Here is a 19,398-nt window from a genome sequence, read left to right as displayed (position 1 = left end):
GGCCCGGTCGAACGTGGACAATGCTCCCCAGTTCCAACTCTTCGTGAACCGCCTCATGAGCACGCCTGCCTACACCGAACTGTTCCAGCGTCACCAGCGTCTGCATCGCCTGGGCCATCTGCAATCGATCGCGCAATGGGACCAGTCGGCCAATATGCCGCCCAAGGGCAATGAGGCGCGCTCGCTGGCCTTGGCCGAGATGGGCGGGCTGCTGCATCAGCTGGCCACCGAGCCGCAGCTGAAAGGTCTGCTGGAACAAGCCGCGGCCGAAAACCTCGAGGCCGATCAGCGCGCCAATCTGCGCGAGATGGGCCGCGCCTGGCGTGCGTCGAACGCCTTGCCGCAAAGCCTGGTCGAGGCGAAGTCCTTGGCCAACTCGCGTTGCGAACATGCCTGGCGCGCGCAGCGCCAGGCCAATGACTGGGCCGGCTATGTCGAGAACCTGCGCGAGGTGGTGCGTCTGACCCGCGAGGAAGCCACCCTGCTGGCCGATGGCGCGGGCTTGTCGCGTTATGACGCGCTGCTCGATCTGTACGAGCCCGGCATGCGCAGCGCCGAGGTGGACCGTGTGTTTGGCGACCTGCGCAGCTGGCTGCCTGGCCTGATCCGCCAGGTGCGTGAGAAGCAGGCGCAGGAGCACACGACCAAGCCGGTCGGCCTCTTCACCCAAGCCTCGCAGAAGGCTCTGGGCCTGGATGCCATGCGCTTGATGGGCTTCGATTTCGAGGCCGGCCGTCTGGACGAGAGCAGTCACCCCTTCTGCGGCGGCGTGCCCGAGGATGTGCGCATGACCACGCGCTACCGCGAGGACGATTTCCTGCCCAGCTTGATGGGCACCATCCACGAAACCGGCCATGGCCGCTACGAGCAGAACCTGCCGCGCGAGTGGCTGGGTCAGCCTCTGGGCCAGGCCCGCTCCATGGGCTTGCATGAGAGCCAGAGCCTGTCCTTCGAGATGCAGCTGGGCAGTCACCCGGCTTTTGCGCGCTTGCTCAGTCCTCTGGTCAGCCGTCATCTGGGCGAGCAGCCGGCCTTTGAGCCCGGCAATTTGAACCGCCTATTGACCCGCGTGAACCCGGGCTTGATCCGCGTGGACGCCGACGAGGTGACCTACCCGGCCCATGTGATCCTGCGCTACGAGATCGAGCGGCCGCTGGTGGAAGGCGAGATCGAGGTCGATGACATCCCTGCCCTGTGGGACGCCAAGATGATGGAGCTGCTGGGCTTGGACACCCGCGGCAATTACAAGGACGGCTGCATGCAGGATGTGCACTGGGGTTGCGGCCTGATCGGCTATTTCCCCTGCTACACCCTGGGCGCCATGTATGCCGCGCAGTGGTTTGCCACCATGCGCCGCGCCATGCCGGATCTGGACGCCCGCATCGCCGCCGGTGACCTGGCCCCCGTGTTCGACTGGCTGCGCGAGAACATCTGGCTGCAAGGCAGCCGCTTCGAGACGCCCGAGTTGGTGCGCCGTGCCAGCGGTGAGACCCTGAACCCGGCGCATTTCAAGGCGCATTTGCAAGCCCGCTATCTGGCCTGAGGGCCGGCGGGCAGAAAAAAGGGGCGCTCCTTGCCGGAGCGCCCCAAAGCATGCGTTCTTTCCATGTGTGCGACGCGCGGCGGCCTGTACCGGCCTCCGCTCGCCCAGTTCCAACGTCGTCCTTCTTCTTGTTCGTTCTTTCTCTTGCATGACCACGCACGAGGCGTGGCTGCCACTCAGGCTTGCCGCTGGCGACGGCGGGCCATGAATCCGATGGCGGCGATGCCGGCCAGCATCAGTGCGTAGCTTTGCGGCTCCGGCACGGCGCTGGTGATGCTGACTTGGTCGAGCGAGCTGCCCAACTGATCGCTGCGGCCGCTGGCTCGGAAGTAGAGGGTGGTGGCGCCGCTGGCGGTGAAGTCAAATTGCACCTGCTTCCAGTCGTGGCTGGCGCCGCCATTGCCGCCGCTGACCGTGGTCCACTGCGTGCCGTTCAGGCTCCAGTCCAGGCCGTTGCTGGCCTGGCCATTGCTCACCCGGTCGGCATAGAAGAAGCTCAGGGTGTAGCGCTCATTCGCTTGAGTGGCGACGGTCTGGAACATGCTGCTGTTGGCCGTGGTGTCCAGTTCCACGAAATTGACGCCGTCACGGGCCAGGCCGACCACGTTGTTGCGCACCTCAATGCCGGCGGCTCCGCCGGTCCAGCCGCTGATGTTGCTGAAGATCTCCCAGCGATTGCTGGACTTGATCAGCACCGACTCGAAGCTGCCGTTGAGCACCAGATTGCTGCCATCGGCCAGGCTCAGCAGCGGCGTGGCGAGCAGGAGGGCGGAGATGAGCTTCTTGTGCATGAGGTGACTTCCTTGGCTGTTGGCCGCCGGTGCGGAGGCCTTGGAAGTCATTCTTGCGGAGCGGCGCCTGCGGGAATACCCCTGCATGCAGGGGCTGCGAGGCTCGGTCGTGAAACCGGTCACGCCGGACGCTCAGGCGTGCCGGGCTTCCAGCAGGCTCAGGGCGGCGCGCAGCCGGCGCAAGGCGGTTTCGGTGCGGGTGGCAGCGGCCTCGCTCAGCAGGCGCCGGCCCGGTTCCTGCAGCACGTCCAGCTTGAGGCTGAGACCATGACGCTGCAAGGCTGCCTGTAGCTTGGGTGCACGGCGGCGCAGGCGCGCACGCGTGGTCTGGTAAGCATGTTCGGCCAGATGGCGGCGCTGCGAGTAGCTGAAGGTGTTGGCCAGGAACATCTCGGCATCGCGGTGGTCGGGCTCGAACAAGAGGATGTCGGTGGCCGGGTGGGTGTGCTCGTAGCGTTTCATGCCCAGCTCCAACCGCGAGTGGATCAGAGAGCGGAAGGTCTGGCTCATGACCAGGGGCAGGCCACCGTCGACCAGGTGCGGAATCTGCCCGCCAGCCTCGGCGCCGGACGGCGGCACGCCATCGCGGTCAGATTCGTAAGGCACGAGCGGGTTCAGGCAGATCAGCAGGTCCACGCCTTCTTGCAGCAGCAAGGAGGCATGCAGGGTCTTCTTGAGGGCGCCGTCCACATAGTGACGGCCGGCAATTTTGACTGGTGGGAACAAGCCCGGCAGGGCCGCGCTGGCCTGCACGGCGCGCGAGATCGGCACATCGTCCCAGCCCGGCAGGCCGAAGGGCACGGCCTCGCCGCTGTCCAGGTCGGTGGCCACCAGCACCAGGCGCTTGCCGAGCTCGCGGAAATCATTGCTGCGCCCGGGCAGGGCGAACTGGCGGCGCACCTGGGCTTCCAGCGCGTCGCCCGAAAGCAGGCCAGTTGGCAGGGCGCGGCCCAGGCGTTCGAAGGCGCCGAGCAAGGAGCGGCCTTCCATCCAGTGGTCCCAAACGGCTGATTTCAGCAGACCGGGCAGCAGACGCAGGCGATCGCCGAACTCACCCCAGGCCGGGTGCATGAGCTCGGCAGGGTCGAAGCTGTCGGGCGCGGTGACGCTGTTTTCGATGAAGGCCGCGCTGAGCATGCGCGGGCTCATGCCATTGGCCAGGCCGGCGGCAATGAAGCCGCCTGCACTGATGCCGATGTAGGAGTCGCAATTGCAGAAGTCCAGGCCCTCGATCGACTCCTCCAGCGCGCAGAGCGCACCGATTTCATAGATCGCGCCCAAGGGCCCGCCGCCTGCCAGAGCGAGGCCGATGCGGGGACGGCCGGAACGGCGCGTCAGCTTGGCAGCCTTGGCGGGCGAGGTCGGGCGGCGATTGGGCATGCGGGGCTGGGGTCAGCGAAGCGGGTTCGAGATCAGGCCTGGGTGCCGGTCTCGGTGCTGCCAGCGGCCGGGGCGGCGGGTGCTGTGGCGCTCACCGGGGCGGCGGCCTTCTTGGCGCGGGGCTTCGCTGCTGCCGCTGTGGGGGCAGCCTTGGGCGCAGCGGCGGCGGGCTTGGCTGCAGCCTTGGCTGCCGGCTTGGCTGCTGACTTGGGTGCGGCTGCCTTCGGTGCTGCCTTGGCAAAGGGCTGGGCCGGAGCCTTGACGGCCACCTTCTTGGCGGCAGCCTTCACCGGGGCCTTTGCTGCGACCTTCGCCGGGGCTTTGGTGGCCACAGGTTTGGCGGCCGGCTTGGCAGCTGCCTTGGCCTTGGGTGCGGCCTTGGCGGACTTGTCAGCCTTCTTGGCCGGGACCTTCAGGCCCAGCGCGTCGCTGAGGGCGTCGATGCGCTCGATCAGGTCGTCGATGTCCTTGGCAGCCGGCACACCCAGGCGCTTGAGCGCACGGGCGACACGTTCTTCGAAGATGGATTCCAGCTTGTCCCAGTGTTGGCCGGCCTTGCTGCCGACGTCGCCGGCCATGCCGCTGACCTTGCTGGCCATGGCGCCGATCTTTTCCTCGGCCGCGGATTGTGTCTTCTTCTGCAAGTTCAGACCCTCCTTGACCAGGGCTTCAAACACCTTGCCGCCTTCGCCCTGAGCCTTGGAGAAAGCGCCCAGGCCGGCGGCCCAGATTTGTTGTGCGGAGTCGCGCACGCTTTGTGCCAGCTGGCTGTCCAGCAGGCCGGCGGGCAGGGCGCCGCCGAAGGCTCCATTGGAAGCGGAGTTCTTCTTGGCTGCCATTTTCTGAAGCTTCTTGACCATGTTGTCAGTCCTTGGGGGCGTTGGTTGGATTTTCGCCAGCCTTCGCCAGCGACAACTTCACTATAGATCGCGCTGCTGGCATTTGGCACCGGGGAAAGCTAGGCAGTACCCTCTACCTAAGCTAAGAGTGCTCGCCAGGCGACGTGTGCGGGAAAGCGCGCAGCGGCGGCGGCTTTCACTTGGTCAAGAATCCGTTTCAAAGAATTTTGCGATTCCATCAGCAGGAGACATGCACATGCAGTATTTCGTCACGGGGGCTACGGGCTTCATTGGCAAGCGCTTGGTCAAGAAGTTGCTGGCCCGCCGCGGCAGCACGGTTCATTTCCTGCTGCGCGAGGAGAGCCGAGATAAATTGCCCGAGCTGCTGGCCTTCTGGGGCCTGGCCAAGAACAGCACCCGCGCGCTGCCGGTGTTCGGTGACCTAACGGGCAAGAAGCTCGGTGTGGCGATCGACGACATCAAGCGACTCAAGGGTCAGATCGATCATGTCTTTCATCTGGCCGCGGTCTACGACCTCAAGGCTGACGAGGCCTCGCAAGTCGCGGTGAATGTCGACGGCACGCGCAGCCTGGTCGAGTTTGCTCAGGCCATTGAGGCCGGCCATGTTCACCATGTCTCGTCCATCGCCGCCGCCGGCCTGTACGAGGGTGTGTTCCGCGAGGACATGTTCGACGAGGCCGAAGGCCTCGATCACCCCTACTTCATGACCAAGCACGAGAGCGAGAAGATCGTGCGCAAGGAGTGCAAGCGGCCCTGGACGGTCTACCGCCCGGCCATGGTAGTGGGCGACTCCAGTACCGGCGAGATGGACAAGGTCGACGGGCCGTACTACTTCTTCAAGCCCATCCAGCGCTTGCGCCAGATCCTGCCGCCCTGGATGCCTTCGATCGGCCTGGAGGGCGGGCGCGTCAACATCGTGCCGGTGGACTTCGTCGTCAACGCGCTCGACCACATCGCCCACCGCGAGCGCAAGAGCGGCGCCTGCTTCCACCTGGTGGACCCGGTGGGCTACCGCGTCGGCGATGTGCTGGACATCTTCTCCAAGGCTGCGCATGCGCCCAAGATGAATCTGTTCATCAATGCGGCCCTGCTCGGTTTCATTCCCAAGAGCGTCAAGAAGGGCTTGATGGCCCTGGCGCCGGTGCGGCGCATCCGCAATGCGGTGATGAAGGATCTCGGCCTGCCCGACGATATGTTCACCTTCATCAACTACCCGACCCGATTCGACTGCCGCGAGACCGAGGCCGCGCTCAAGGGCTCGGGCATTGCCTGCCCCAATCTGCATGACTATGCCTGGCGCCTCTGGGATTACTGGGAGCGCCATCTCGACCCCGACCTTTTCATCGATCGCAGCCTGCGTGGCGCCACCGCCGGCAAGGTGGTTCTGGTGACGGGCGGCTCCTCCGGCATCGGCCTGGCGGCGGCCAAGAAGTTTGCCGAGGCCGGCGCCATCACCTTGATCTGCGCCCGCGACGAGATCAAGCTGGCCGAGGCGGTGAAGGAGATCCGCGAAGCCGCTGGCGCGCAAGCCCAGGTGCACGCCTTCTCGGCCGACATCGCCAACGAGGAAAGCTGTGCGGCCATGATTGCCGCCATCAGCGAGCAGTTTGGTGGCGTTGATTTCCTGATCAACAACGCGGGCCGCTCGATCCGCCGCGCCATCGAGAGCAGCTACGATCGCTTCCATGACTTCGAGCGCACCATGCAGCTGAACTATTTCGGCTGCCTGCGCGTGACCATGGGCTTGCTGCCCGGCATGGTGGCCAAGAAGAAAGGCCATGTGGTCAACATCTCCAGCATCGGCGTGCTGACCAATGCGCCGCGCTTCTCGGCCTATGTGGCCAGCAAGGCCGCGCTCGATGCCTGGACGCGCTGCGCCTCCAGCGAATATGCCGATTTGGGCGTGACCTTCACCACCATCAATATGCCGCTGGTGCGCACGCCCATGATCGCGCCGACGCAGATCTACAAGAACGTGCCCACGCTGGCGCCCGAGGAGGCGGCCGATATGGTGGCGCAGGCCTGCATCGCCAAGCCGGTGCGCATCGCCACCCGCCTGGGCATCACGGGGGAGCTGATGCACTCGCTGATGCCGCGCGTGGCGCAGATCGTGATGAACACCAGCTTCCGCATGTTCCCCGACAGCGACGCGGCCAAGGGCGCCAAGCCGGGCTCCAAGCCGCAGCTCTCGGCCGAGGCGATCGCCCTGCAACAGATGATGAAGGGCATTCACTTCTGAGGGGTGCAGCCTGGACCTCAGGCCATACCCAAGGGAAGCGCCTGAGCGGCAAACTCAGCGACGGCCGTTCTCGTCGCGAAAGATGGCCAGGGCTCGCACCAACTGATCGGCCTGGTTGCGCAGGCTTTCGGTCGCCGCGGTCGACTGCTCGACCAGCGCGGCATTCTGCTGCGTGACCTGGTCCAGATGGGTGACGGCTTCGCTGACCTGGCTGATGCCGGTGCTTTGCTCGCGGTTGGCGCCGCTGATGCTGGTGATCAGTTGGCTGACCCGGCTGACCTGCTGAACGATCTCGCCCATGGTGCGCTCGGCATCGCCGACCTGGCGGGCGCCATGCTCGACCTTCTCGACGCTGTCGCTGATCAGGGTCTTGATCTCCTTGGCCGCCTCGGCGCTGCGCTGGGCGAGGCTGCGCACCTCGGCGGCCACCACGGCAAAGCCGCGCCCCTGTTCGCCAGCGCGCGCCGCTTCGACCGCGGCATTGAGGGCCAGGATATTGGTCTGAAAGGCGATGCCGTCAATCACGCTGATGATGTCGCTGATCTTGCGGCTGGAGGTGGTGATGCCTTCCATGGTGCGGTTGACCCGGCCCACCACCTCGCCGCCTTGTGCGGCGACTGCGCTGGCTTCCTGGGCGACCAGGGTGGCCTGCTGGGCGGTGTCGGAGTTGTTGCGTACGGTGGCGCTCATCTGCTCCATGGAGGCGGCCGTCTGCTCCAGGCTGGACGCCGCCTGTTCGGTGCGGGCGCTGAGGTCGTTGTTGCCCTGGGCGATCTCGCCGCTGGCGGTGCGCACGGTCAGCACCTGCTCGCTGACATCGTCCACGATCCAGCGGAACATCAGGCCTAACTGGTTGATGGCCCGCAGGGTCATGCCGATCTCATCGACCCGGTTCATCTGCACATTGGACTGGGTGTCGCCGGCGGCGACACTGCGAGCTTGAGCGGCCAGCCTCTCGAGCGGCGCCGTCACCTGGGCCGTCAGCCACCAGGCGCTCAGGGCGGTGGAGACCGTCAGCACAGCCGCCAAGGTCAGCAGCGAGCCAGGGGCCAGGCCCAGCAGGGCTGCAGCAGCCAGGCTCAGCAGCGGGGCCAGCAGCAGGCCGATGCGCACGCGCCAGCGCACCGACAGGGTTTGCAGGCTGCGCGACACGATGTTCATCAGGCCGGTGCGGATGATCAAGCCCTTGTGGAAGGCCTGGCTGCCGGCCGTGCCTTCGCGGAAGGCCTGGTAGAGCTTTTCGGCGGCTTGGATTTCGGCCCGGCCGGGTTTGGTGCGCACCGACATATAGCCGACGATCTTGCCTTTGCGTTCCACCGGCGTGGCATTGGCGCGCACCCAGTAGTGGTCGCCGTTCTTGCGCCGGTTCTTCACCAGCGCGCTCCAGGATTGACCTTCTTTCAGCGTCGCCCACATATCGGCAAAGGCTTGCTCGGGCATGTCAGGGTGACGCACCAAATTGTGAGGCTGGCCGAGGATGTCCTTTTCCTCAAAGCCGCTGACGGCGACGAAGGCGCCGTTGGCGTAGCTGACCTTGGACTGGACGTCCGTGGTGGACATCAGGGTCGCGTCGGACGGGAAATCGTATTCCCGCTGCGTGACCGGCAGGTTCTTGCGCATCGTCTGTACTCCACTGTTCGCCGGCCCGGGAGTGGGTGCGGCGTACTTCATCAAACGAATCGTTCTTGGGGTGGGCGCGGGGCTATTGAGCCGCTTGGGTGCGCTTGGCGGGATATCGGCGCTGGGGCGGAGAACTTGACCAGGAAGCGCTTCAATGATGCGACTGCAAGGCGCTGGGCTGCCCGCGGCGAATTTGCGCGCTGTGAGCCTGCGAGGCTCTACGCTCGGCGGCCTTGCCGTGCAACTCTGGCGGCTTGTGGGTCAATCGGGCAAGAGTTTCAGGACGTCAGCGCTGCGTCGCGCGTGGAATGGCGTAGGTGCCGACCACATGGGCGACCGGGTCTTCGCTGCCCTCGGAGTAGAGGCTGACCTCGCCGACCGCCAGGGTCCGGCCCAGCTTCATCAGCGTGCAGACGGCGAGGATGTCGCGGTCGCCGGCCGGCTTGCGCAGGAAGTTGATGTTGAGGCTGGTGGTCACGGTCAGCGGCACGATGCCGATCTCACCCAGGATGGCCACGTAGAGCGCCACATCGGCCACCGTCATCAGCACCGGCCCCGAGACCGTGCCGCCGGGGCGCAGCTCGGCCTCGCCGACCGGGTGGCGCACGGTCGCGCGCATCGGCGCCAGCGCCTCGATGCTGCATTTGCACTGGGGAAACTCGGCCGCGAGGAAATCGGCAAGCTCGGCTCGGCTGGGGCGTGCAGGTTCGGGCGTGAGGCTCATGGGGGGCTCGCAGGGAAGGGCTTTGATTCTGACCGCCCGGCGCACGTGCCATGGGCCAGCCCAAAAAAAAGGGCTTCCGGATGGAAGCCCTTTGGAGGGTACACGCCGGGCCTGGGCCCGGTTCAGTTCGCCATCAAGGTGTGCAGCGATAAACCGTCACGTCGTCCAGGTACCAGCCCTTGACGCCACCGCAGCCGTCGTTGCCGGCCTCGAAGCGCAGCTTGACCTTGTCATTGGGCTTGGCCAGCGAGGACAGGTTGACGATGGAACGGCCCCAGGAACCCTGGAGTGAGCCGCCGTCAGTGCCGGTGAAGCCAGGCTGACCGGCCAGCGGGCTGTCATTGCCCGGTGCCGCTGCCATGGTGGCGTTGTAGGCGTTGTAGATGAAGGCCGTGGCGGGAACCAGCTGCCATGCACCGCCGTTGACGCTGATCTTGACGTTGCCGCCGTCATAGCTGGCTTCGGTGGCCACATAGTGGTCGAAGGTCAGCTTGGGTTCGGTCACGCCTGCCGGGATCGTGAACTCAGGGCTTTCCACGCGTTGCAGACCGGCTTGGTTGGAGCCAGCGGCGCAGCTGCCGATGTTCGGGTCGCCCGCGAACAGGGCATAACCCGCACGGCCGCCAGGCAAACCGTTGACCACACCCCAGGTACGGGGGGTGAACTCAGGGTTGTTGCCCGCATAGCTGACCGACCAGCGAACGCCGGCACGCTTGCCACCGTCGAAGCTGTCCGTCAGCAGGGCGGTCGGCGTACCGACAGCGCACAGTGCCGGGGGCGACTTGGCCAGCAGCGGCTGGAAGTTGCACTGGGTCGGCGGCGTGCGCAGTTCGAGCGCAGTCGCCATCTTGCCGACCTGAGCGCAGTCGGAGGCGCTGATGACTTCGCCCGATGCGGCGCCTGTGGTCAGGCTGGCCAGATTGACGCCAGTGAGGTCAGCGCAAGACTGCTGCAATGCGTCGGCATGGTCGACGAAGTTGCTGGTCGGGCCTTGGTAGACGCTCTGGGCACGGTAGTAGATGTGGGCTGCCTTGGTCAGACCGATGCTCAGCACGTTCTGGCCGTTGTACATGCCGCCGTCGACCAGCAGGGCGTAGCCGTGGTTGGGCACGCCCGAGTTGCTGTGCACGCCGCCGTTGTCGCCGGCGCTGCACACATACTGCGCGTCCGTGACCTTGCCCGGGTGGCCGTAGCAAGTCGGGGTGTACATGTCGCGGATCGCGCCGCCGAAGGCCGAGGAGTCCTCGCCCACCAGCCAGCGGACCGTGTTGTCAGGGCCAGGGCCGCGCACCAGGCTGGCGGTGACGCCTGCAGCCAGTTGCCCCTTGATCGCCGAGCCGTCGCTCTGCGACACCGACAGTGCGGGGATGGTGATGCTGGCATCCGCCCCGCCCATATTGACGATGGCCGTGCCGCCCTGGTTGTTGCCGACGATGACGCCGATGGCGCCAGCCAGCTGCGCGTTCTTGACCTTGACTGCATAGCCGCAGGTGCCGCGGTCGATGAAGGCGATCTTGCCGGAAACATTGGCAGCCAGAGGTGCCGTGCAGCCTGCTGAGGTGCTGCCGACGTCAACGCCGACCACCGAGCCACTCAGGGTCGGGAAGGTCTGCGGGCCGAAGGCTGCGGTGCCAGTGCCTTTGGGTCCGGCGATGGATGCAGGAGCGGTGATGGTGGCCTGGGCGACCTTGGTGGCCGCGGTGCAGGAACCATTCGTACGCATGGTGTCCGGCGTGTCACCACCCCGGCCGTTGATGCGGTCGACGGTTTCGCCCCAGATGTCCGAGTAAGCCTCGTTCAGAGCGCCGGACTGGTATTGATAAATCAGACCGTGGGTGTATTCCGTGTAGGCATGACCCCATTCGTGCGCGGTGACGTCGTCGGTGGTCGTGCCGGGGCAGAAGGAAATGTAGGTGCCGTTCCAGGACGCGTTCGGGCAGGCATCGCCGCGGTTGAAGATCGAGTCCATGGCCTTGCCCTTGCCGTCGAACGAGTCGCGGCCGAAGGCATTCTTGAACAAGTTGTAGATGTCCGAGGACGCCGCGATCATGTTGTCGGCTTCGGTGTTGCCGGTCGGGAAGGCTTGGCCTTCGACCCAGAACGGTGTGTTCGGATAGTTGGGCACCGGCGGCAGCTTGCCCTGGCCGTCAAAAGCACGGCGGTTCATGTCTTCGTGGATGCCGCTGATGGTGTCGATGACCTTGCCGGTGTGGGCGTCCACATAGACAAACTCGCGCACATCAGCGCGGTTGCCGACTTCGACTTGCCAGGCCAGATGGTTGGCACCGGCCACACCCTTGGCCAGGCCTTCGCGGAAGATCATCAGGGTCGGCGTGCTGGCGCTCAGCTTGACGGCACGGCCTTGGTCGGCGGTGACGCGCGCCACGGCGATCTGGCTGGCCTGGGCTGCATTGCGGCTGGGGCTGGCGCTGACGGTGATGTCGGGAATGAAGTTGCCGTTGACGACCACCAGATTGCCTGCGGCATCAAAGTGCGACTTCAGCTCGGCGCCGAAGACCGGCAGGCCTTGGTAGACCTGGCGGTGCGTCAGGTGGGTGCCACCCTGGCGGTCTTTCTCGATGGTGGCCGGGGCCAGTTCGGCGGCGGCATTGGAGATGCCGAACAGGCCGGCATAGTCGCTCATGAATTGCACTGCGGCAGCTTGCTTGGCAGCGTCGCTGACGGCGCCGGCGCGTGCGGCCAGCTTGGCGCCGACCGGCACCCGCACGAAGCGGGCGGAGCCGGTGGCTGCGTGGTAGGACACGTCGGCACTGCTGCCGGTGGCGCTGGCCAGACGGTTGGCGGCTTCGCGCTGACCATTCAGGGCGCCTTGCGCTTGGGCCTGGCTGGCCAGGGCCATGCCCACGGACAGGGCGAGCATGGACAGCTTCATTTGATTTCGAATCATATGCACTCCGGGAGGCGCTGCGTGCAGCGCATCAAGATGGGTTGGAGAGAGGACGGTCGAGGGTCGCGGCTTGCGGTGGCTCGATCAGGCGGCCTTGCGGCGGCGGGCGATGGCGCCCATGCCGACCAGACCCAGACCCATCAGGGCCCAGCTGGCGGGTTCCGGCACGGCCGTGACGGTGCCGACCGTCAGGTTGTCCAGATTGGCATACAGAGAAACACCCGGGGCGCTGAAGGTCAGCGAGCTGATGGTCTGGGTGGAGCTGAAGCCACGGAAGCTGTCGTTGATGCTGCCGGGGGTGAACATGGCAATGGTGCCGTCGTTCAGGGTCAGCTTCACCGAGACCGACTGAAAGTCGTTCGAGATGTTGGTGACGAAGAAGTTGCCGCCAACCGCCGTGACATTGCCGCTGGTGAAGTTGATCGTCAGCGCTTCATCGATCTGGTTGGTGCCGAGGAAGTCGCCGGTGGCGTAGAGACCACTGGCGGCTGACACGGTGTAGGAAAAGCCAGAGCCGCTGAAGGCGGCGACGCCGTCCGGGCTGGCCATGCCGGTGAAGGCCTCGGTGTAGCCGGGGCTGCTCAAACCAGCCAGGAAGGCGGCCGAGTCGGTGTAGGTGGTGGTGTCGGCGAACGACGGTGCGGCCAGAACGGCCAGCACGGCAGCCGAGATGAGGCGGTGAGCTGTCTGCATTCAAAATCCCTCAGGCAAGTGGATGGGGCGGACCCTTGCGGGTGCTCGTACCAGTAGGCTCGCATGTGAAGCAAGTCACGGCTAGGGGGGGAAGCACCAGGGCCGCTTGGCTGACCCTGCAAAGCCGGGGCGCGGCATCACCGGATTGCCAGGGCTGCCAATTCATGCTTGCAGCCGCCCGTTTCAATGGAAATCGCGGCTGCCCATTTCTTTGCCCGCTTCTTTGCCCAGGCGGCCGAGCAGCGGGGTCAGGTCTTGCACGCGGCGGGCGATTAAATTGCGCACGCCGTTCTCGTGCTGCCACTGGCCCTGCACCGCCAGCAAGCGCGCCACCAGGATGGTGCGGCGGAAGGCGGCGTAGACGTCCGGCCAGACGATCACCTGCACGCTGCCGCTCTCGTCTTCCAGGCTGATGAAGAGCACGCCCTTGGCCGTCTGCGGGCGCTGGCGCACGGTGACCAGGCCGCAGGCCTGGGCCGACTGGCCGCTGCGCCAGGCGCGCAGCTCCTGCGCATTGCGGTAGCCCAGGCGCGCCAGCCGGGGCCGCAGCAGGGCCAGCGGATGGCTGCGCAGGCTCAGGCCCAGGGCGGCGTAGTCCCAGACCACCTCCTCGCCCTCGGCGGCCGCCGGCAGGTTCAGGTCCTCCTCGGCGGCATAGGCCTGGCGCAAAAGCGGCGGTTGGGCGCGCAGGGCCGAGGCCTGCCAGACCTGCTGGCGGCGGTGGCCGGCCAGGCTTTGCAAGGCATCGGCCGCGGCCAGCTGCTGCAGCTCCTGCTGGTCCAGGGCGGCGCGCAGGGCCAGGTCTTGCGTGTCCACAAAGCGCCCGCCGGCGGCCCGTGCGGCCTCGATGCGCAGGGCCGCCGCCCGGCTCAGGCCGTGGACCAGATGCAGGCCCAGGCGCACGGCCGGCTGCACGCCGTCGTCCAGGCGATCGGCGGGCTCGGGCTCTTCGTGCACCTCGGGCTGCTCCAGGCTGCTCAGCCAGCCGCCGTGGTTGACATCGCTGGGCCGCACCTCGATGCGGTGGCGGCGGGCGTCCTGCACCAGCTGGCTGGGGGTGTAGAAACCCAGCGGCTGCGAGTTCAGCAGGGCGCAGAGAAAGGCCGCCGGTTCGTGGCGCTTGATCCAGCAGGACACGTAAGTCAGCAGGGCGAAGCTGGCCGCATGCGACTCGGGGAAGCCGTAGGAGGCGAAGCCCTTGATCTGGCGGAAGATGGCTTCGGCGAACGCGTCCTCGTAGCCGCGTTCGCGCATGCCCGTGAGGATCTTCTCGTGGAAGCGGGCCAGGTCACCGGGGCGCTTCCAGGCGGCCATGGCGCGGCGCAGCTGGTCGGCCTCGCCGGGGCTGAAGCCGGCGGCGATCATGGCCACCTGCATCACCTGCTCCTGGAAGATGGGGATGCCGCAGGTGCGCTCGAGCGCGGCGCGCAGATCGTCTTTGGGATATTTGATCTGGTCCGGCGGCAGGGCGCGGTTCTGCAAATAGGGGTGGACCATGCCGCCTTCGATGGGCCCGGGCCGCACGATGGCCACCTCGATCACCAGGTCGTAAAAGCAGCGCGGCCGCAGGCGCGGCAGCATGGACATCTGCGCGCGTGACTCGATCTGGAACACCCCCACCGTATCGGCGCGGCAAATCATGTCGTAGGTGGGCTTGTCGTCGGCTGGCACATCGCTCATGCCGAAGGGCTGGGCTGCCGGGTAGCCGCGCAGCCGGCTGATCAGGGTGAAGCTGCGTTGCAGGGCGCTGAGCATGCCCAGGGCCAGCACATCGACCTTCATCAGGCCCAGGGCGTCGATGTCGTCCTTGTCCCACTCGATCACGGTGCGGTCAGCCATGGCCGCGTTCTCGATCGGCACCAGGCGCGAGAGCGGGCCGGCCGTCAGCACAAAGCCGCCCGGGTGCTGGCTCAGGTGGCGCGGCATGCCCATCAGCTGGCGCGAGAGCCGCACCAGCTGGCGGATCTGCAGGTCCTGAGGGTCAAAGCCCAGCTCCTGCTGCAGCTGGGCCAGGCGCGCGTCGGGCAGGGATTCCTCGCTCCAGCCATGGTGGTCGCCGGCCAGCTTCTCGACCAGGGCCTCGTCCAGGCCCAAGGCGCGGCCGACATCGCGGATGGCGCTGCGTGGCCGGTAGCTGATCACCACGGCGGTCAGCGCGGCGCGCTCGCGGCCGTATTTGCGGTAGAGGTACTGGATCACCTCCTCGCGCCGCTCGTGCTCGAAATCGACGTCGATGTCCGGCGGCTCGTTGCGCTCGCGGCTGATGAAGCGCTCGAACAGCAGGCTGCTGCGCGCCGGGTCGACCTCGGTGATGAAGAGGCAAAAGCAGACCACGCTGTTGGCCGCCGAGCCGCGGCCTTGGCACAGGATCTTTTTGCTGCGCGCGAAGGCGACGATGTCGGCCACGGTCAGGAAGTAATGCTCGTAGCCCAGCTCCTGGATCAGGGCCAGCTCATGCTCGATCTGCGCGCGCAACTCCGGCTTGATGCCATGCGGCCAGCGGCGCGCCGCGCCAGCCTCGGTCAGGGCGCGCAGATGGCTGCTCGGCGTGGCGCCCTCGGGCACGACTTCGGCCGGGTATTGGTAGCGGATTTCCTTGAGCGAGAACTGGCATTGCGCCGCCACCCGCAAGGTCTCGGCCAGCAGGGCCGGCGGGTAGAGCTGGCCCAGGCGCAGGCGGCTGCGCAGATGGCGCTCGGCATTGGCTTGCAGCTGGTGGCCGCAGGCGGCGATGGGGCGGTTCAGCCGGGTGGCGGTCAGCACATCCTGCAAGGCCTTGCGCGAGCGCCGGTGCATGTGCACATCGCCGGCCGCCACCAGGGGCAGGGCGGTCTGCTCGGACAGCTGGCCCAGGCGCTGCAGCCAGAGCTCGTCGCCCAGCTCGCGCAGCAGCTCGACACCGATCCAGGCCTGGCCGGTGAAATGGCGCAGCAGCCAGCGCGCCGGGATCAGCAGCTCTTCGTCGCTGGCCTCGCGCGGCGGCAGCAGCAGGGCCAGGCAGTCGGCCAGCTCGCCGCGCTGCGCCGCCTCTTGCAGCCGTGCCCAGCTCAGGCGGTAGCTGCCCTTGGCAGCGCTGCGGCGCAGGCCGGTGATGAACTGGCAGAGGTTGCCGTAGCCCTCGAGATGGCGCGCCAGCAGCACCAGCTTGAACATCGCCGGGTCGGGCGTGGATTCAGGCGGCCCGGGCGGCGCCTGCGCCAGCCGGCGTACGCTGAACTCGGCGCCGATCAGCAGCTTCAGCTCGGGCTCCCCGGTCACCGGGTCGCGCGGCAGGGCCTGGGCCGCCACATGGGCTCGCACCACGCCGGCCAGCGAGCATTCGTCGGTCAGGGCCAGGGCGGCATAACCCTGCTCATGCGCGCGCTCCACCAACTCGCCCGGCGTGGAGGCGCCGCGCAGAAAGGAGTAGTTGCTGAGCGCATGCAGCTCGGCATAGGCGGGCAGCAGGCTTGTTTTTTTCATGCGAACAGCCCGTGCAGAAACCAGCCTTCTTCTTCGCTGCTCAGGCGCTGCTGGAAGATCCACAGCAGGCCGGCCTGCGGGCTGCTGGCCAGGAAGTAATCGCGCTGCTGGTGCAGCGAGCTCTGGCCGTCGGCCGCCGGTTGCCACCAGCCGCCCTCGATGCGCTGCGGCCCGGCCAGCAGCTGCAGCGGCGCGCCGCCGTAGACCGGCTGGTCCTGGTGCAGGCTCAGTCGCAGCGGCGGCGCCAGCAGCCAGGTCGGCTGTGGGCAGAGCGGCAGGGCCTCTGGCGCAGCGGCTGTGGCCGCCGTGTTGGGTGGGCTTTCGTTCCAGGCCACCCAGCGCTGCATCTGTTCCAGCCGGTGGTCCTGCTGCAGCTGGCCGCAGCGCACGGCCTGTGCGCCCAGGCGGATGCTCAGGCGCATCAGCAACTGCTCCAGCGGTTCCTTGGCCTGCTCGGGCCCGGCCGGCAGCAGGCTGGCGCTGCGCTCCTCCAGGGCCCGCACTTCGCCGGCCTGCAGGCTGAGCTCGGCCACCGGCGCGGCCAGCTCCAGGCGCAGCAGGTGCTCGTGCAGCAGGCGCGAGAGCTGGCCGAAATCGCGCGTCAGCGCGGCGCTGTGCACGAGCAGCCGGCCGCCCGGGCCGATGTCGCGCGCCCGCATGGCGTCATGGGCCCAGGCCAGTTCGAAGGCTTCGATGCCGGCGTGGCGCGCCGCCAGCCAGGCGCAGAGCTGGCGCAGCAGCTCCTGGGCGTGCTGCAGCAAGGCCAGGGCGTTGTCCAGGCGCTGCGGCAGCTCCAGCCGTGCCTGGAACTGCTCGGGCGCAGTGATCCAGGCATGGGCTTGGGGTGCCTGGCCATAGGCCTGGTCCAGGGCGCGAAGAAGCCCCGGGCCGAAACGCCGGCTCAGGGCGGCCCGCGGCAGGCGGCGCACATCGCCCAGCGTGCGGCAGCCCAGGCGTGCCAGCATGGGTGCTTGCGCCTGGGCCGCGCTCAGGGTGAACAGCGGCAGCGGGTCCAGCAGGCTGGCCAGGGGGGCGGACAGGCCATCGGCCCGCACGCAGGTTTCTCCAGTCGCCCCCGGCTGCGCCAGCGCCCCGCGCGCCAGCGCCAGGGCCGCCAACGCGGTGGGCGCCCAGGCCAGTGCGGCCAGGCTCAGCCCGGCGTCGCCGATGCGCTCCGCCACTCGCTGGTGCAAGGCCTCGGGCCCGCCGAACAGGCGCAGGCTGGCGGCCACCTCCAGCACCACGGCCTCCTCCAGCGCGGCCACCCTCGGCGAGAACTGCAGGGCCCACCAGGCCAGGGCTGGGGCTGCGGCTTCAGGCCGGGGGCTGCTGCTGGGGGCGGCGGCCTCATCCGGCGGCGCGGGCGGGCTGAGCAGGGCGAGCCAGTGCATGAGGCGAGGGCGCCGCGAGGCGGGGCGGCTGCAGGACAGGGGGCGTCTTCGGTGCCAGGCTCGGGCGACCCAGGCCGCGCGCCAGCATGGTGGCCGTCAGCACCCGCTCCAGGCCCGAGGGCAGGGCGGGCAGCTGCAGCAGGCCCTCGAAAGCCGGGCCGCGCCGTTTCAGGATGCGCAGCTGCAGATCGGCCAGCTCTTGCTGCGGCTTGCGCGCGCCCAGGGCCAGGTCCAGATGCAGGCGCAGCGGCGCAGCCGAGGATTGCTGCGCTGCCGCCTCGGGCCGGAACAGGAACAGCGGCGCGTCCAGGCCCAGGGCCTGGGTCTGCAGCCGGCGCAGCTGTTCGGGCCGCAGTTTGGGCAGCCAGAGCAGCAGGGCGGCGGCGGCATTCGATTTGATCGCCTGCTCGGCCGCCCAGAGCTGCTGTTGCGGCGTTTCCGGCGCCAGCCAGATCAGCTGCTGCGGCGCCAGGCCGGCGGCTTGCAAACCCGGCAGGTGCGGAATCAGCGGTGGGTTGATCAGCAGCAGCGGCCGTTGTTGCTGCGCGCGCGGGGCGCTGGGCTTGCGCGCCCGGCCTCGGCCACGCGGGGCGGGGGCTGCTGTCAGCGGCTCGGCCAGCAGCCCGCGCAGCGCCGGCAGCAGCAAACGCCACTCCAGATGCAGGCCCGGCGGGCAGAGGATTTCACTGAGGCTGTGCGTGGGCCAGCCGCCGCCGGGCAGTTCGGCGTCCAGGGCGGCAAAACCGCTGCTCAGGCAGGGGCTGCTGCTGGCGCCCAGGCTGCTGGCCCGCCAGACCTGCTGTTCCAGCAGGCGCGCCTCGCGCTCGCCCAGGGCCGGCGCCGCGGACAGCGGGGCCGGCCAGGACGCGGGGCTGGCATTGACGAGCGGGGCGAACATGAGGGGCTGAACAGATGAGGGGCGGCGAGAGCGAGGGGTGGATCATGACTGTTTTTTTATACAGTGTATAGCTCGGTGTGGCGGCCGCCAAGCGAAGTGGCCTGTGGCGCGCCTACGCCGATTTGTGCGGATAGCGCGCCCCTGTGATCGGGGGGTGTTCGCTGGGCGGTCTTTGCCGCTAAGGTATGGCCTAGGGTTTTCACTGGTTTTGACCGTTGAAGGGCAGGCATTCATGGCATTGAACGAGGCGTGGGGTCCCATGGCGAGCGGGCGGCTGTTTTTACGCGCGCCCACGGCCACGGACCTGGATGCGTTGCATCAGATCCAGGCCGATCCCCTGACTCAGCGTGTCAAGCCTGGCCCCGTTTCGCGTCAGGCCAGTTTGGAGTTGCTGCAGTCCTGGCAATTGCATTGGCAGCGCTGGGGCTACGGCTGTTGGGCCATGAGCCTTGGAGCGGAGGCGGGCGACGAATTGCTCGGCTTTGGCGGCCTGATGTGGCAATCGGTCGATGGCCGTCAGAGCCTGTGCCTCAAGCTCTGGCTCCATCCCAGGGCCTGGGGTCTGGGCTATGCCACCGAGATGGGTCAACAGGCCCTGACGCAGGCCTTCCAGGAACTGCACGCAGCGGCCGTTTTGGCCTTGGTGCGCCCCACCGACCTGCCCACCCGCCGCACCCTCGAGCGCCTGGGCATGCGTCTCAAGGGCGCTCTGGCCGATCTGCCGGGGCAGGCGCCCAGCTTGCTGTTTGAAATGACGCCGGCCCATTTGGCGCATTTGGCGCAAAGTCGCTCGCAGGCGCAGCCCGCGCCGTCCGCGACGGTCTCCACCTTCGGCGCGCTGAGCGCCTGAAGGATCGCCCCGCCTGCGCTGCGGGCGGGTGGCTGCCCA

Annotated in this window: 13 protein-coding genes; 3 read left to right on the top strand and 10 right to left on the bottom strand. The window is 67.6% G+C overall.

Features of this window, described 5'->3' with window-relative positions:
- Positions 1–55: 55 nt before the first annotated feature.
- The gene (locus tag ACQY39_RS22455) at positions 56–1,543 is read left to right on the top strand and encodes a carboxypeptidase M32 (RefSeq protein ID WP_428510057.1); all 1,488 of its coding nucleotides are present in this window, start codon (positions 56–58) and stop codon (positions 1,541–1,543) included.
- Positions 1,544–1,719: 176 nt separating this feature from the next.
- Here ACQY39_RS22455 and ACQY39_RS22450 read toward each other — a convergent pair whose 3' ends face one another.
- From ACQY39_RS22450 to ACQY39_RS22440, 3 genes are all read right to left on the bottom strand, one after another.
- The gene (locus ACQY39_RS22450) at positions 1,720–2,334 is read right to left on the bottom strand and encodes a PEP-CTERM sorting domain-containing protein (protein ID WP_428510055.1); all 615 of its coding nucleotides are present in this window, start codon (positions 2,332–2,334) and stop codon (positions 1,720–1,722) included.
- Between the two features lie 132 nt (positions 2,335–2,466).
- Positions 2,467–3,714, bottom strand: a complete 1,248-nt coding sequence (locus ACQY39_RS22445) for a patatin-like phospholipase family protein (RefSeq protein WP_428510053.1) — start codon at positions 3,712–3,714, stop codon at positions 2,467–2,469.
- Positions 3,715–3,746: 32 nt separating this feature from the next.
- Complete coding sequence (locus ACQY39_RS22440; protein ID WP_428510051.1) at positions 3,747–4,574, bottom strand: phasin family protein; 828 nt, start codon at positions 4,572–4,574, stop codon at positions 3,747–3,749.
- A gap of 235 nt (positions 4,575–4,809) precedes the next feature.
- Here ACQY39_RS22440 and ACQY39_RS22435 point away from each other — a divergent pair, with 235 nt between their 5' ends.
- The gene (locus ACQY39_RS22435; protein WP_428510049.1) at positions 4,810–6,813 is read left to right on the top strand and encodes an SDR family oxidoreductase; all 2,004 of its coding nucleotides are present in this window, start codon (positions 4,810–4,812) and stop codon (positions 6,811–6,813) included.
- Positions 6,814–6,867: 54 nt separating this feature from the next.
- On the opposite strand, the gene ACQY39_RS22430 is transcribed toward ACQY39_RS22435, so the two are convergent.
- From ACQY39_RS22430 to ACQY39_RS22400, 7 genes are all read right to left on the bottom strand, one after another.
- Positions 6,868–8,433: a methyl-accepting chemotaxis protein gene (locus ACQY39_RS22430; RefSeq protein WP_428510047.1), complete on the bottom strand. Its 1,566-nt coding sequence runs from the start codon at positions 8,431–8,433 to the stop codon at positions 6,868–6,870.
- Between the two features lie 286 nt (positions 8,434–8,719).
- The gene (locus ACQY39_RS22425; RefSeq protein ID WP_428510045.1) at positions 8,720–9,157 is read right to left on the bottom strand and encodes a PaaI family thioesterase; all 438 of its coding nucleotides are present in this window, start codon (positions 9,155–9,157) and stop codon (positions 8,720–8,722) included.
- Positions 9,158–9,290: 133 nt separating this feature from the next.
- On the bottom strand, positions 9,291–12,065 hold the full coding sequence (locus tag ACQY39_RS22420) for a M4 family metallopeptidase (protein WP_428510043.1): 2,775 nt from the start codon (positions 12,063–12,065) through the stop codon (positions 9,291–9,293).
- Positions 12,066–12,149: 84 nt separating this feature from the next.
- Complete coding sequence (locus ACQY39_RS22415; RefSeq protein ID WP_428510041.1) at positions 12,150–12,758, bottom strand: PEP-CTERM sorting domain-containing protein; 609 nt, start codon at positions 12,756–12,758, stop codon at positions 12,150–12,152.
- A 183-nt stretch (positions 12,759–12,941) separates the two neighbouring features.
- Complete coding sequence (locus tag ACQY39_RS22410) at positions 12,942–16,220, bottom strand: error-prone DNA polymerase (RefSeq protein ID WP_428510039.1); 3,279 nt, start codon at positions 16,218–16,220, stop codon at positions 12,942–12,944.
- Positions 16,217–17,611 (bottom strand): DNA polymerase Y family protein, encoded by a 1,395-nt coding sequence (locus ACQY39_RS22405; RefSeq protein ID WP_428510037.1) that lies wholly within the window; start codon positions 17,609–17,611, stop codon positions 16,217–16,219. The genes ACQY39_RS22410 and ACQY39_RS22405 overlap by 4 nt, the downstream gene beginning before the upstream one ends.
- A complete protein-coding gene (locus tag ACQY39_RS22400; RefSeq protein WP_428510035.1) occupies positions 17,568–18,509 on the bottom strand; it encodes a translesion DNA synthesis-associated protein ImuA in 942 nt (313 codons plus the stop codon). Before ACQY39_RS22400 ends, ACQY39_RS22405 begins: the two co-directional genes overlap by 44 nt.
- Positions 18,510–18,741: 232 nt before the next feature.
- On the opposite strand from ACQY39_RS22400, the gene ACQY39_RS22395 reads away from it, so the two are divergent.
- Complete coding sequence (locus tag ACQY39_RS22395) at positions 18,742–19,359, top strand: GNAT family N-acetyltransferase (RefSeq protein ID WP_428510033.1); 618 nt, start codon at positions 18,742–18,744, stop codon at positions 19,357–19,359.
- Positions 19,360–19,398: the final 39 nt, after the last annotated feature.

Origin of the sequence: Roseateles sp. (assembly GCF_965262435.1) — a bacterium.
Lineage (GTDB): Bacteria > Pseudomonadota > Gammaproteobacteria > Burkholderiales > Burkholderiaceae_C > Paucibacter_A.
This window is presented reverse-complemented; position numbering and strand designations above follow the sequence as displayed.